The sequence below is a fragment of the Variovorax ginsengisoli genome (genome assembly GCF_030486595.1).
GTDB lineage: Bacteria > Pseudomonadota > Gammaproteobacteria > Burkholderiales > Burkholderiaceae_C > Variovorax > Variovorax ginsengisoli_B.
This window is the reverse complement of sequence record NZ_JAUJZH010000005.1, coordinates 102,162-115,961: the sequence shown is the minus strand read 5'-3', so window position 1 is coordinate 115,961 and position 13,800 is coordinate 102,162. Positions and strand designations below refer to the sequence as shown.

The window sequence follows — 13,800 nt, the reverse complement described above, 5'->3', positions numbered from 1 at the left end:
TCCTCGTGGCTCAGTGCGTCTGGCAGATGTCTGCCCACTTCTCGACCGAGAGATCGCCCTTGCAGGTCTGCAGCACGATCACGCCGGGCTCGCCGGCGCTGCGGAACTGGTAGGCGGTGTTCTTCGGCAGCAGGCCCTGGTGGCCGCGCGAGAGCTTCATCCAGCCCATCTTCGGGCCCTTCGGTTCGCCCTTGACGAGCACGGCGCCGTTCTTCTCCGCGTCGGCCACGACCTGGCTCGGATCGAGCTTGACCAGGTGGATCTCGACCTCGCCGTCCATCACCAGCGCGAACTCGTCGTGGGCGCTGGTGTACCAGGGCGAGCTGCCTTCGGCGCGCAGCGTCTCCAGCACGTAGATCTGGTTCTGGCCGAACACCACCTTTTCATAAGGCTTGCTCTTGCTCGCGATGTCGAAGCAGTTCGAGAACGCGTAGTGGCGGACGTCGTCGGCGATCGGCTCGACGTGGCCCTTCTGGTAGTTCTTCAGCGACCCGAAGCGGGTCTGGTAGGCAGCGGTCATGGGTTGTCTCCTCAGGTGCCGGAAGGTGCAGCGGTGGACTGCGGTGTCTGCACTTTAGGAAACGGAAGGCGACTCCGGTAGGCCTCAAATCCGGTCCGCATTGTTCGGCGAATCCGGTCAATCCGCAGGGTTTACCCGGGCCCAGCGGCCACGGCATCAGGGCCTGCCCGACAGGACGATCGCCGCCAGCGACACCGAGACCAGCATGCCGCAAACCGAGCCGATGAACCACTTCACGGTGGTCCTGTAGGTCGCTTCGTCGTCATCCTCGACCAGCAGCGCACGGTAGAGCGTGTAGATCTCGGCCGCGATCGGGATCAGCAGCGCCACCAGCGCCACCACGGAGCGCGCCGTCCAGTCGCCCGGCGCCTCGAAGGCCCAGTAGCGCACGAAGGAAAGCGAGAAGCCGATGATCACCGTGATCGCGGTGATGATGCCTTCGCGATAGCCCGCCGGCAGCGGCGTGCGGGCACGCGGTTCGGGCCGGGGCGTGGCGAAGGGTTCGGGCGGTGTCGGGGTGTCGTTCATGGGCTGGACCTTTCAGGGGTCCGCGATCAACGTGGCCGGCAGCAGGCCGCGGTCGATCATGGCCGCGTCCCACGGCGGCACCCGCGTGAAGGCGGCGGTGAGGTGCTCGATGAAGAGCCTGAGCTTGAACGCATTGCGCGAGGTTCCGGCGTAGACCGCGTTCAGCGAGAACGACGACAGCTGGTGCTCGGCCAGCACCACCTGGAGGTCGCCGCGCAGGATCGCATCGCCGGCCACCAGCGTCGGCAGGCAGACGATGCCGGCGTGCTCCATCGCGTACTCGCGCAGCAGGTGGACGCTGTTGGTCAGGAGCGCGGCGCTCATGTAGAGCGTGACCTGCTCGCCCGCGTGGTGGAAGGTCCAGCGGTCGCGCGTCGGGTAGCCCGAATAGAGGCCCAGCGTGTGCTTGTGCAGGTCGCGCGGGTCTTCCGGCGTGCCGTGGCTGCGCAGGTACTCGGGCGTGGCGCAGAAAACGCGGCGAACCGGGAACAGCGGGCGCGACACCAGCTCGGTGGATGCCGCCGGGAAGATCTGCAGCGCGCAATCGACGCCGGCCTTGACCGGGTCGACCACCGCGTCGCTGACGATCAGCTCCAGATGGATGTCAGGGAAGCTGACCTGGAAAGCTCGCAGCAGGGTCGCGAAATGGCCCAGCACGAAGCCGGTCAGCGCATGGATGCGCAGGGTCCCGGTCGGCCCGGCCCGGGCGTCGCGCATCTGGTCCATGATGTCGTTGGCTCGCCCGACCAGCTCGGTGCAGTCGCGCAGGAAGGCCTGGCCGACGTCGCTCAGCCGCACCACCCGCGTGCTGCGGTGGAACAGCGGCGCGCCGACATGGTCTTCCAGCTGCTTCACGCGGCTGGTCACGACCGACTTCGCCACCCGCATCTGGCGCGCGGCCTCGGCGAAGCTCTGGGTCTGGGCGACGCGAACGAAGGTCTCGATGTTTTCCAGGCGGTCCATGGCTTCGCAATGTAGCGGTCCGGGGCCGTGCCGGCGAGGCGGTGCTAATCTTGGCGGATGTTCAATCCCTCCCAAGAGGAAGTGCGCCGCTTCTTTTGCGGCGTCTTCGCCAAGAGCCGCCGCGGCGAGCCGATGGAAGCGCTCGAGATCATCGCCAGCCGCTGGATCGACGAGCACCCCGAATACCATGCCGACCTGGCCGATGCCGATGCCGCGGTGGCCCGCGTCTACGACGGCCAGGACGGGCGCGAGAACCCCTTCCTCCACCTGTCGATGCACCTGTCCGTCAGCGAGCAGTGCTCGATCGACCAGCCGCGCGGCATCCGCCAGGCGGTCGAGCTGCTGGCGGCGCGGCGCGACTCGCTGCTGGACGCGCACCACGAGGCGATGGAATGCCTGGGCCAGATGATGTGGGAGAGCCAGCGCGCCGGCCGCCCGCCTGACGGCGAGGCCTACGTGGCCTGCGTCCAGCGCCGCGCCACCCGGGACTGAAAGCGGCCGCCACCATGCAAAAAGCCCGCGCGAAGCGGGCTTTTTCGTGAGCGTGGGCTCTCAGGCCGGCGCCGGGCCGCCCCAAGGCGGCCTGCGGCCCCCTCGGGGGGCAGCGATCCACACGAAGTGGGGGAGCGTGGGGGCCTTCAATCAGCGTGGTGGAAACGCGACTCCGGCACCGTCTTGAGTTCGCCCGGCAGCGAGCTGATGTAGGCGGCCAGTTCCTTGATTTCGGTGTTGGAATACTTCTTGGCCTGCCCGCCCATCACGCCGTTGGCGCGGCCCAGGTGGGCGTTCTGGACCTTGTACGACTTCAGGGCGACGTAGAGGTAGTCGGCGTACTGGCCCGCCAGCTTGGGCACGGTGCCGTCGTTGGGGGTGTTGAAATTGGCGCCGTGGCACTTGGTGCAGGCGTTGTCCTTGTCGCGCGAGATCAGCGCGTGGACGGTGTCGCTGGGGGCCTTGGCGGTGGCCGGGGGCGCATCGCCTTCCTTCAGGCCGAGCTGGCTGTAGTAGGCGGCCAGATCGGCGATGTCCTGCTCGCTCAGCGAGTCGGCGATGGCGCGCATGGTGGGGTGCTTGCGCTCGCCGCCCTTGTACTGCGTGAGCGCCGAGACGATGTAGGTGGCGCTCTGCCCCGCGATCATCGGCACCTTGTGGATCTCGGGGAAGCTGGCCTGGTAGCCGATGATGCCGTGGCAGCCCACGCACATGGCGGTCTTCTTGGCACCGGCCTCAGCGTTCCCCGTGATCTTTTGGGCCTGGGCCGAGACCGTCACGCAGGCGACAGCAAGGGCAAACATCGTGGTCAACAGCTTGTTCATTTTGCGCGCACAATCTCGTGGAGAAACTTGTTTCAAATCAACATTTGATTATATGGGGGCTCTTCGCGAGCCCTGCGGACGAAGAATCGATGTTGTGTTCTTTCAACCACCCTCCGCTTCAAGCCCATCCATGAAATTCAAGGGTTCAGACAACTACGTTGCCACTCAGGATCTGATGCTCGCGGTCAACGCGGCCATCACGCTCAAGCGCCCGCTGCTGGTCAAGGGCGAGCCCGGCACCGGCAAGACCATGCTGGCCGAGGAAGTGGCCCAGGCGCTCGACCTGCCGCTGCTCCAGTGGCACATCAAGTCGACCACCAAGGCGCAGCAGGGCCTCTACGAATACGACGCCGTGAGCCGGCTGCGCGATTCGCAGCTGGGCGACGAACGCGTCAAGGACATCCACAACTACATCGTCAAGGGTGTGCTCTGGCAGGCCTTCACGGCCGAACAGCCGGTTGCGCTCCTGATCGACGAGATCGACAAGGCCGACATCGAATTCCCGAACGACCTGCTGCGCGAAATCGACCGCATGGAGTTCTACTGCTACGAGACGCGCGAGCTGGTCCGTGCCAAGCACCGGCCGGTGGTGTTCATCACCTCCAACAACGAGAAGGAACTGCCCGACGCCTTCCTGCGCCGCTGCTTCTTCCACTACATCAAGTTCCCCGACGCCGAGACCATGAAGAGCATCGTCGCGGTGCACTTCCCGGGCCTCAAGCAGGAACTGCTCACGGCCGCGATGAAGACCTTCTACGACGTGCGCAACCTGCCCGGCCTCAAGAAGAAGCCGTCGACCTCCGAGCTGCTCGACTGGCTCAAGCTGCTGGTGGCCGAAGACATCCCGCTGGAGGCGCTGCAGAGCAAGGACGACAAGGTCGCGGTGCCGCCGCTGGTCGGCGCGCTGCTCAAGAACGAGCAGGACGTGACCTTGTTCGAGAAGCTCGTGTTCATGCAGCGCAACAACCGATGAGCGCAGCGCCCGGTGGACCCGGCAAGCACCCGACAAGGCAGTTGATGCTGCTCGGCGTGGCGCAGGCGGTGCTGTTCGTCGCCGGCGCACTGCTGGGCCGCTGGGTCGGGCTCCTGCTCGGGCTGGACGCTTTCGGCCCCGGCGGCTACACCAACAACGCGATCTTCGGCATCTTGCTGATCGGCCTCGGCGGCGGCGGGGGCGCCCAGCTCGCTCGGGCCTGGTACATCCGCAAATACGGCAATCCCAGGAGTTGAGGATGGCATTCGTCGAGCCTGTCACGCTCAAGTCGCGCGGCATCGCGCTGGTGCCGCTGTCGCTGCACCATGAGAACGGCCTGCGCGCCGCCGCCGCCGACGGCGAGCTCTGGAACATCCGCGTCACCTCGGTGCCCGAGCCCGAGAACACCCGCAGCTATATCGAGGCGGCCCTGAAGATGCGCGAGGACGGCAACCGCTTCGCCTTCGCCGTCACCGACGAAGCCAGCGGCACCGTGCTCGGCACGACCAGCTTCCACGACATCCTGCCCGCCGTGAAACGGGTCGAGATCGGCTACACCTGGTATGCCCGGCGCTGCCAGCGCACCCACGTGAACACCACCTGCAAACTGCTGATGATGTCGCACGCCTTCGATGCCCTGGGCTGCCACGTGGTGGGCTGGCGCACCGACAACTTCAACCACGCGTCGCAGCAGGCGATCGAGCGGCTGGGCGCCCGCAAGGACGGCGTGATCCGCGGCCATGCGCTGCGCCGCGACGGCACCATCCGCGACACCGTGATGTACAGCCTGCGCTCGGGCGAATGGCCCGAGGTCAAGGCCCAGCTGCTCTACCTGCTGGACAAGCCGCGCCCCCCCGCACCCTCTTCCTCCAAGGAGTGATTCGCGATGCTGATCGACTTCTTCTACACCTTGCGCTCGGCCAAGCTGCCGGTGTCGGTCAAGGAATACCTGACCCTGCTCGAGGCGCTGCAGGCCGACGTGGTCGGCCCCAACTCCGACGGCGCCTACGGCCTCGACGACTTCTACTACCTGTCGCGCACCGCGCTGGTCAAGGACGAGAAGCACTACGACAAGTTCGACCGCGCCTTCGCCGCCTACTTCAAGGGCGTCGAGATGCTGGCCGACTTCACCAAGGAAGTGCCGCTCGACTGGCTGCGCAAGACGCTCGAGCGCGAGTTCACGGCCGAGGAAAAGGCCAAGATCGAGAAGATGGGCTGGGACGAGCTCATGGAGACGCTGAAGAAGCGCTTCGAAGAGCAGAAGGACCGCCACGAAGGCGGCAACAAGTGGATCGGCACTGGCGGCACCTCGCCTTTCGGCCACGGCGGCTACAACCCGCAGGGCGTGCGGATCGGCGGCGCCGGCAAGAACAAGAGCGCGGTCAAGGTCTGGGACCAGCGCGCCTACAAGGACTACGACGACAGCCAGGAACTGGGCACCCGCAACATCAAGATCGCGCTGCGCCGGTTGCGCAAGTTCGCGCGCGAGGGCCACGAGGAAGAGCTGGATCTCGACGACACCATCCACTCGACCGCGGCCAATGCCGGCTACCTCGACATCAAGATGCGGCCCGAGCGCCACAACAACGTCAAGGTGCTGCTGCTGATGGACGTGGGCGGCACGATGGACGAGCACATCCAGCGCGTCGAGGAGCTGTTCTCGGCCGTCAAGACCGAGTTCAAGCACCTCGAGTTCTATTACTTCCACAACTGCGTCTACGACTTCATGTGGAAGAACAACCGGCGCCGCTTCTCCGAGAAGTTCGCGACCTGGGATATCATCCGCAAGTACAACAAGGACTACAAGCTGATCTTCGTCGGCGACGCCACGATGAGCCCGTACGAGATCCTGCAGCCGGGCGGCAGCGTCGAATACAACAACGAGGAGGCCGGCGCCGAGTGGATGCAGCGCCTCACGCACGCGTTCCCGAAGTTCGCCTGGATCAACCCCGAGCCGCAGGGTGTCTGGCAGTACCGCCAGAGCATCGCGGTGATCCAGCAGCTGGTGTCGCACCGGATGTACCCGCTGACCTTGCGCGGCCTCGAAGACGCGATGCGGATGCTCTCGAAGTAGCCCGCCCGCCGGTGCACCCCGCCGCCGGGGGGCCTCTGCGCATGCTGTCAAAATCCCCGCATGCTTAGGGTGGTCCGTCTTCATGCGCCGGCGTGGTGGCCGGCGTTTTTATTTGCAGCCGCTCTTCTACTGTCGGGTTGCAGCCTGTTGCCCCAGAAGGACGCAGCAGAATCGGACGCGACCCCGGGGGCCGTGGCGAGCGCAGGCGGCACTGCCGGCACGGCATTCACGGTCGATGTCCAGGCCGAGCCGGCCACGGTGCGCGAGTTCCTCGAACGCCACCTCGAGATCCAGCGCTTTCGCGAGCTCGACGACCTCGGGGCGGTCGAGATCTCGCGGCTGATGGTGGCGGCCGAGGCCAATGCGCGCGAACTGCTCAACACCCTGGGCTACTTCACGCCCACCCTGACGCTGGAGCTGCGCGAGACGCCCGGCGGCAAGGCGCCGCGGGAGGTCAGGATCACGGTCGAGCCCGGCCCGCTGACGCGTGTGAGCAGCGTGCAGATCGACTTCAGCGGGCCGATCGCCGAGAACCCCGCCGCCGAGGCGCAGCGCGACGCCATCCGCACCGGCTGGGCGCTGCGCGCCGGCCAGCCTTTCAACCAGCAGGCCTGGGACGCCGCCAAGACCGGGGCGCTGCGCACCCTCACGGCCCGGCGCTATCCGACCGGCAGCATCCTCGCCAGCAAGGCCGAGATCGACGCCGACCGCAGCGAAGCCAGGCTCGGCGCGACCTATGAATCCGGCCCGGCGTACCGCTTCGGGCCGCTGGTCGTGAACGGCAGCCAGCGCTATCCGGTCGACAGCGTGCGCCGGCTGGCGCGGGTGCCGACCGGCGCCGAATACGACCAGCAGCTGCTGCTCGATGCCCAGCAGCGGCTGGCCAGCAGCGGCTACTTCAACTCGGTGTTCCTGACGCTGGACACCACGACCGATCCGCATGCCGCCCCGGTGGTCGCCCAGCTGACCGAGGCGCCGCTGCAGCGCGTGGTGCTCGGCGTCGGCTTCACCACCGACAGCGGCGCCCGGCTGTCGATCGACCATTCGCACAACGACATGCCGCTGCTCGGCTGGCGCGCGGTGTCCAAGCTCACCATCGACCGCGACCTGCAATCGCTGGGCACCGAATGGACCGCGATCCCCGACGACAGCGGCTGGCGCTCCTTTGCATCGGGCCAGTTGAAGAGCGAAGTCTCGGGCAGCTTCACTGTCGACAGCGGTCGCCTGCGCGGCGGCCGCAGCCAGGGCGGCGACCACATCGACCGCAGCATCTTCCTGCAGTACGACTATGCGGTGAATCGAGGCTTCAACCCGCCGCCATCGGCCTCGGCCCTGTCCCTCAACTGGGGCTGGACCGGCCGCTACTTCGACAACGCGGCGGCGCCGACCCGCGGCCAGGGGGTCGCGCTCGAACTGGCCGGCGGCTACACGCTGTCGGGCGAGCAGCTGCCCTTCACCCGGACCTACGTGCGCTGGATCGGCTTCGTCCCGGCCGGCACCGTGAGCAACGACGACGACACGCAGCGGCGCAACGCCCGCATCCAGCTGCGCGCCGAGGCCGGCGTGGTGAGCGCGGCGGACCGGGCCCAGATACCGTCGACCTTGAACTTCCTCACCGGCGGCGACACCACGGTGCGGGGCTACGGCTACCGCTCGATCGGCGCGGTCAAGCCCGACGGCCAAGTCATCGCCGGGCGCTACCTCGGCGTGGCGAGCATCGAATGGCAGCGCCCCTTCGTCTACCAGGGCCAGCTGACCGCCTGGGACAGCACGGTCTTCATCGATGTCGGCGCGGTGGCCGACCGGCCGGCCGACATGAGCGCCAAGGTCGGGGTCGGCGTCGGCGCGCGCTGGGCCAGCCCGATCGGCCCGGTCCAGATGGACCTGGCCTACGGCATCGCCGTCCATGCGTTCCGCTTTCACCTCCGACTCGGATTCACTTTCTAGATGAGCGCCGACCACGCCACCGCCGCCGCAACCGCTGCGCCGCCGCCGCCGCCGCCGCCGCGCTCGCGCGGGCGACGTGCGCTGCGCGCATTCGCGTGGGGCCTGACCGGCCTGGTGGCGCTGGTGCTGCTGCTGGGCGCGGGCGCCTGGTGGTGGCTGGGGTCCGACCAGTCGCTGGCCTTCGCGCTGGCGCGCACGGCGCGCTACCTCCCGGCCGGTCAGACCCTGGAGAGCCGCGACGTGAGCGGGTCGCTGCGCGCCGGTGGCCGCATCGGCTGGCTGCGCTGGGAGAGCGAGAGCCTGGCGGTCGAGGTCCGGGATGCCCGCATCGGCTGGCAGCTGGCACCCCTGCTGCGGCGCCGGGTGCAGCTCGGCGAAGTCCACGCTGCGCAGCTGCTGATCGAGCGCCGCGCGCCGGCCGAAAGCAAGCCGGTCGAGCCGCTCGAGCAGCTGGTGCTGCCGGTGGAGATCGAGCTGCCCTTCACCATCGACGACCTGCGCTGGGCCGGGCCGCCGGCGCTGCAGGCGACCGGGCTGGCAGGCAGCTACCGCTATCGTGACGACCACCATCAGCTCGAGATCACCGCGGTCGACATCGCCGACGGCCACTACGGCGCCCAGCTGCGCCTGCAGGGGCCGGCGCCGATGGCGCTCGACGCCACGCTGAACGGCCGGGTGCGCGCGCTGCTGGCGCAGGACCGCAGCCTCGACGTGCGGGCCGAGGCGACCATCCAGGGCCAGCTCGCCGGCCCCGATGCACGCCTCGCGGTGACGGCCGATCTCCATCCGGTCGACGCCAGCGCCGACCAGCCCATGCAGGCGCAGCTGCAGGCCACCCTGGCACCCTGGCAGCCGCAGCCCGTGATCGACGCCAAGGCCGCGCTGCAGAACATCGACCTGGCCACCCTCTGGCCCGAAGCGCCCGCCACCCTGCTGAGCGGCGAGATCGAGGCCGGTCCCGACGCGACGGCCGCGCCCGGCGAGTCACTTTGGCAGGCCAGCGCGCAGGTTCGCAATGCGCTGCCGGGCCCCTGGGACGAGGCCAAGCTGCCGGTCGAGCAGCTGGACGCCCGGGCCCGTTTCGACGGCAGCACCTGGACGCTGCCGCAGCTCAGCGTGCGCGCCGGCGGCGGCCGCATCGACGCCGAGGGCAGCTGGGGCCCCGCGCCGGCGCCCTGGCAAGTCGACGCCACCGTGCGCGGCGTCAGTCCCGGCGCACTCCATACCCGGCTCGATGGTGCGCCGGTCAACGGCCGCATCCAGGCCGGCCAGACCGGCGATGCCTTGCAGTTCGACGTCGCGCTGCAGGCCGAGGGCGGCGCCGGCGGGACGGGCGAGCTGCAGGGCCTGCGGCTCGAACGGGCGCTCGCCAAGGGCCAGTGGCAGGACCAGGTGCTCGACCTGCGAAGCCTGCGCGTCGAGGCCCGGGGCGCCAGCATCGAAGGCCGGCTGCAGCTGCGGGTCGACGATCAAGCGGCGAGCGGCCGGCTGAACCTGGCCGTTCCCGGCGCCACGGCGCTGGTCGACGGCCGGATCGCGCCGAACACGGGCGGCGGCGACGTCCAGGCCCGGATCGACGACGCGGCGGCGCTGCAGGGCTGGATCGAAGGGCTGCCCGAACTCGGCCGCCTCTTCGGCGGCACCGCGCTCCAGGGCAGCGCCCGGCTGGACGCCAGCTGGAGGGGCGGCTGGCAGGCGGTCCAGCGCCGGCTGCAGGCCGTAAACGAACCCGCGCCGCGCGGCACCGCCGAACCCACGCTGCAGGCCACGCTGGCCATTCCAAGGCTCGAGGTCAAGCTGCCGCCCTCCGAGGCGGCGGCGCCGAGTCCGATCGTGCTCAACGGCGTGCGTGCCGAGCTGGCCGGCAGCCTCGCCCAGGCGACGCTGGCCCTGAAGGGCGAAGCCGTGACGGGCACCCGAAAGATCACGCTCGACACCCGGGCCAGCGCCGGCATCGAGCGCCGGGACCAGTGGGGTGCGGCGCTCGCCAGCCTGCGCGTGCAGGCATTCGACAGCGCGCGGCCGGATGTCGCCCCCTGGATGCTGGAACTCGGCAGCCCCGTCAGCGTGAAGGTGCGGACGGCTTCCGGCGCCAACCCGCGGCTCGACCTCGAAGCCTCCGCCGCGGCCGCGACCCTCAAGGGACCGGCGCCGGGCACGGTCAGGATCGACTGGCAGCCGCTGCGCTTCAGCCGCACCGGCACCGAGGTGGGGCGGGCCTTCCGGCTGCAGTCCAAGGGCCGGCTGCAGGGCCTGCCGATGGCCTGGGCCGAGCTGCTCGGCAACGGCGAGACGCTGGCCCAGGTCGGCTTCAGCGGCGACCTGCTGTTCAACGGCGACTGGGACATCGACGCCGGCGACACGCTGCGCGCCAAGGCCCGCCTGATTCGCGAAAGCGGCGACCTGCGGGTGCAGGCCGGGGAGGCCGCGCTGGTCACGCGCATCCGCAGCCATGGCACGGGCACCGCCAGCGAACGCACCATGGATGCCGCAGGCCCCGGCGCCAGCACGCCGGCCGGACTGAAGCGCGCCGAGTTCGTCCTCGACGCCGAAGGCGACACGGTGCGCGCCAACCTGGCCTGGGACAGCGAGCGGGCGGGCGAGATCCGGGTCGAGGCCAGCACCCGGGTGCAGCAGCGCCAGGGCGGCTGGCACTGGGCCGACGACGCCCCGCTGGCCGGCCGCGTCACGGCGCGGATGCCGAACCTGGGCGTCTGGTCGATGCTGGCGCCGCCGGGCTGGCGGATGGCCGGCACGCTCGACGCCGATGCCACGCTGGCCGGCAACCGCAGCGAGCCGCGCTGGAACGGCACCCTGGCCGCCGACAAGCTGGCGATGCGGGCGCTGGTCGAAGGGCTGGACCTGCGCGACGGCCGGCTCCGCGCCACCTTGGCGGGCAACCGGGTCGAGATCACCGAATTCACGCTCAAGGGCGGGGCCGGCGCGCAGACGCGCATCCCGGGCCAGAGCGGCAACCTCAGCACCGCGGCCAGCGAGGCCGCGCGCGACGGCGGCACCCTGTCGGCGCGCGGTGAACTGGGCTGGGGCGCGGCACCGGTGGCCGGCGCCGGCAGCGGCATCCGGATGTCGATCCAGGCCGATCTGCGGGCGCTGCGCGTGCTGGTCCGCGCCGATCGACAGCTCACGCTGTCGGGCAGCCTGCAGGCCCGGCTCGCAAGCGGCCAGTTCACGGTGCGGGGCGACATCAAGACCGACCGCGCGGTCATCATCCTGCCCGACGAGACCGCGCCCAGCCTGGGCAGCGACGTCGTGGTCCGCTCGGCGGCGATCGATCGCGAAGCCGCCGAGGAGGCGAAGCGCCGGGCCGCCGAAAACCAGAGCGAAGTCGCCCGGGCGGAGACCGCCAAGCCACCGGACATCGCGGTGAGCTTCGACCTCGGCGCCGACTTCGCGGTCCAGGGCCGCGGCATCACGACCCGGCTGGCCGGCAAGCTGGACATCCGCAGCACCGCCCTGAACGCACCGCCGCGCATCACCGGCGAGGTCCGGACCGTCGCCGGCCAGTACCGCGCCTACGGGCAGGCGCTCAACATCGAGACCGGGATCGCGCGCTTCAACGGCCCCTTCGACAACCCGCAGCTCGACATCCTGGCGATCCGTCCCAACATCTCGCAGCGCGCCGGCGTCGCCATCACCGGCACCGCGCTGTCGCCGCGCGTGCGGTTGTACTCGGAGCCGCAGTTGTCGGACCAGGAAACCCTCAGCTGGCTGGTGCTGGGCCGGGCGTCGGCCACCAGCGGCGGCGAATCGGTGCTGCTGCAGCAGGCCGCGCTGGCGCTGCTGGGAGGCCTTGGCGGCAGCGGCGGCGGTGGGTTGGCAAGCCGCTTCGGGCTCGACGAGATCGGCTTCAAGGGTCCGGGCAGCGGCGGCGACGTCCGCGACTCGACAGTCACCGTCGGCAAGCGCATCGCGCGGGACTTCTACGTCACCTACGAGCGCGGCCTGGGCGGCACGCTGGGCACGCTGTTCATCTTCTACGACCTGACCCGCCGGCTGACCTTGCGGGCACAGGCGGGGCAGCAAAGCGCCGTCGACCTGATCTTCACGGTGCAGTTCGACTAGCCGAACTGTTAAAGTTCGGGCGCGCTCGTCCTCGTAGTTCAATGGATAGAACGGGGTCCTCCTAAGACTCAGATACAGGTTCGATTCCTGTCGAGGGCACCAGCCAGTCACCGATTCGCAGTCACCGTTCCAGCATGCAGGACCTGATCAACCAAGCGACCGTGGTGGCCTACAGGTTCGCCGGCTATGCGCTGCTGAACTGGGCGGACGATGCCGCCATCCTGGCATTCATGTTCTGTTGACGCGCCGCCGGCCGGGCTGCGCCGTTCCCCAATTCAAGGCCATCTGTGCACACTCTCAAGCCATCGGACGCCGCGGTCGTCATTGGCCGCTTCCAGCCCTTCCACTGCGGCCATCTGTCGCTGGTCGAGCGGGCACTCGAAGCCGCGCCGGGCGTGGTCGTGGTGATCGGCTCGGCGTTCCAGGCCCGCTCGCCCAAGCATCCCTTCACCTGGCTGGAACGCGCCGAGATGATCCGCCTCGCGCTCCCCGAAGCGCAACGCCTGCGGCTGCACTGCGTGCCGGTGCGCGATCGTTTCGACGAGATCCGCTGGCTGGCGGACGTGCACCATGCGGTCGCGGATGCGCTGGGGAGCACCGAAGCGGCCCCGGCGCCCAGACTGACGCTGGTCGGCCACGCCCGCGATGCCACCCGCGACTACCTCGACGCGTTCCCGGCATGGACGCTGCTGCGGGCGGACGAAGTGCCGGTGCGCCGTACCAGCCGCATGCGCGACGCGCTGTTCGCCTCGCCGGACGAGGCACTGGCCACGCTCGCAGGCGAACTACCGCCTCGCACCATCGACTTCCTGCGTGCCTGGACCCACGGGCCGCATTTCGAGGCCCTGGCGCAGGAAGCGGCGCTGTTGAGAGCGTACGAGTCGTCCTGGGCCTCGGCGCCCTACCCTCCGGTCCTCGTGACGGTCGACTGCGTCGTCCGGTGCGCCGGCCACGTGCTCCTGATCCGCCGTGGGCAGGCGCCCGGCAAGGGCCTGCTCGCGATGCCCGGCGGTTTCCTCGAACAGCGCGAGACCACGAGGCAGGCGGCCCTGCGGGAGCTCGAGGAAGAGACCCATCTGGCGCTGCCTCCGGCGACCCTGCGCGCCTGCCTGAGGGCCACCGACGTGTTCGACCGCCCGGACCGCAGCGCACGCGGCCGCACCATCACCCATGGTCACTTCTTCGACCTCGGAGAGCGTGAGCTGCCGGGGCTGCGGGCCGACGACGACGCCGCCGCCGCGCACTGGACGCCGATCGGAGCGCTGGCCGCGCTGGAAGACCAGTTCCTGGACGACCACTTCCAGATGCTCGACCACTACCTGGACCTGTTGCCTGCCCTGTAGGCAAGCACCCACGCACGCCAATTGCTTTTTCCGGCACCCGATGCGCAGGCGCC

At 69.5% G+C, this 13,800-nt stretch carries 12 protein-coding genes and 1 tRNA gene; 9 read left to right on the top strand and 4 right to left on the bottom strand.

Translation table 11 applies throughout. The features are described 5' to 3' along the window. Positions 1–10: 10 nt before the first annotated feature. From QZH52_RS08970 to QZH52_RS08960, 3 genes are all read right to left on the bottom strand, one after another. On the bottom strand, positions 11–520 hold the full coding sequence (locus QZH52_RS08970; RefSeq protein ID WP_301807065.1) for a cupin domain-containing protein: 510 nt from the start codon (positions 518–520) through the stop codon (positions 11–13). Between the two features lie 156 nt (positions 521–676). Next, positions 677–1,048, bottom strand: a complete 372-nt coding sequence (locus QZH52_RS08965; protein ID WP_286534793.1) for a hypothetical protein — start codon at positions 1,046–1,048, stop codon at positions 677–679. A gap of 12 nt (positions 1,049–1,060) precedes the next feature. After that, positions 1,061–2,011 carry a LysR family transcriptional regulator gene (locus QZH52_RS08960; protein WP_286525468.1) on the bottom strand — a complete coding sequence of 317 codons (951 nt, stop codon included), beginning with the start codon at positions 2,009–2,011 and terminating at the stop codon, positions 1,061–1,063. A gap of 57 nt (positions 2,012–2,068) precedes the next feature. Here QZH52_RS08960 and QZH52_RS08955 point away from each other — a divergent pair, with 57 nt between their 5' ends. Continuing rightward, on the top strand, positions 2,069–2,503 hold the full coding sequence (locus QZH52_RS08955) for a DUF1841 family protein (protein ID WP_301807062.1): 435 nt from the start codon (positions 2,069–2,071) through the stop codon (positions 2,501–2,503). 146 nt (positions 2,504–2,649) lie between these two features. Here QZH52_RS08955 and QZH52_RS08950 read toward each other — a convergent pair whose 3' ends face one another. Next, on the bottom strand, positions 2,650–3,327 hold the full coding sequence (locus QZH52_RS08950) for a c-type cytochrome (protein ID WP_286534796.1): 678 nt from the start codon (positions 3,325–3,327) through the stop codon (positions 2,650–2,652). Positions 3,328–3,457: 130 nt separating this feature from the next. Here QZH52_RS08950 and QZH52_RS08945 point away from each other — a divergent pair, with 130 nt between their 5' ends. The 8 genes from QZH52_RS08945 (at position 3,458) to QZH52_RS08910 (ending at position 13,747) form a co-directional block, all read left to right on the top strand. Continuing rightward, the gene (locus tag QZH52_RS08945; RefSeq protein ID WP_286525473.1) at positions 3,458–4,300 is read left to right on the top strand and encodes an AAA family ATPase; all 843 of its coding nucleotides are present in this window, start codon (positions 3,458–3,460) and stop codon (positions 4,298–4,300) included. Beyond that, positions 4,297–4,557, top strand: a complete 261-nt coding sequence (locus QZH52_RS08940; RefSeq protein ID WP_286370025.1) for a hypothetical protein — start codon at positions 4,297–4,299, stop codon at positions 4,555–4,557. The genes QZH52_RS08945 and QZH52_RS08940 overlap by 4 nt, the downstream gene beginning before the upstream one ends. 2 nt (positions 4,558–4,559) lie before the next feature. After that, complete coding sequence (locus QZH52_RS08935; protein ID WP_286534799.1) at positions 4,560–5,180, top strand: GNAT family N-acetyltransferase; 621 nt, start codon at positions 4,560–4,562, stop codon at positions 5,178–5,180. Positions 5,181–5,186: 6 nt separating this feature from the next. Then, a complete protein-coding gene (locus tag QZH52_RS08930) occupies positions 5,187–6,374 on the top strand; it encodes a vWA domain-containing protein (protein ID WP_286534800.1) in 1,188 nt (395 codons plus the stop codon). 60 nt (positions 6,375–6,434) lie between these two features. After that, on the top strand, positions 6,435–8,321 hold the full coding sequence (locus QZH52_RS08925; protein ID WP_301807053.1) for an autotransporter assembly complex protein TamA: 1,887 nt from the start codon (positions 6,435–6,437) through the stop codon (positions 8,319–8,321). Next, positions 8,322–12,404, top strand: a complete 4,083-nt coding sequence (locus QZH52_RS08920) for a translocation/assembly module TamB domain-containing protein (protein WP_301807050.1) — start codon at positions 8,322–8,324, stop codon at positions 12,402–12,404. 27 nt (positions 12,405–12,431) lie between these two features. After that, positions 12,432–12,506: transfer RNA gene (locus tag QZH52_RS08915), tRNA-Arg, on the top strand. 185 nt (positions 12,507–12,691) lie between these two features. Then, positions 12,692–13,747, top strand: a complete 1,056-nt coding sequence (locus QZH52_RS08910) for an NUDIX domain-containing protein (protein ID WP_301807048.1) — start codon at positions 12,692–12,694, stop codon at positions 13,745–13,747. Positions 13,748–13,800 lie beyond the last annotated feature (53 nt).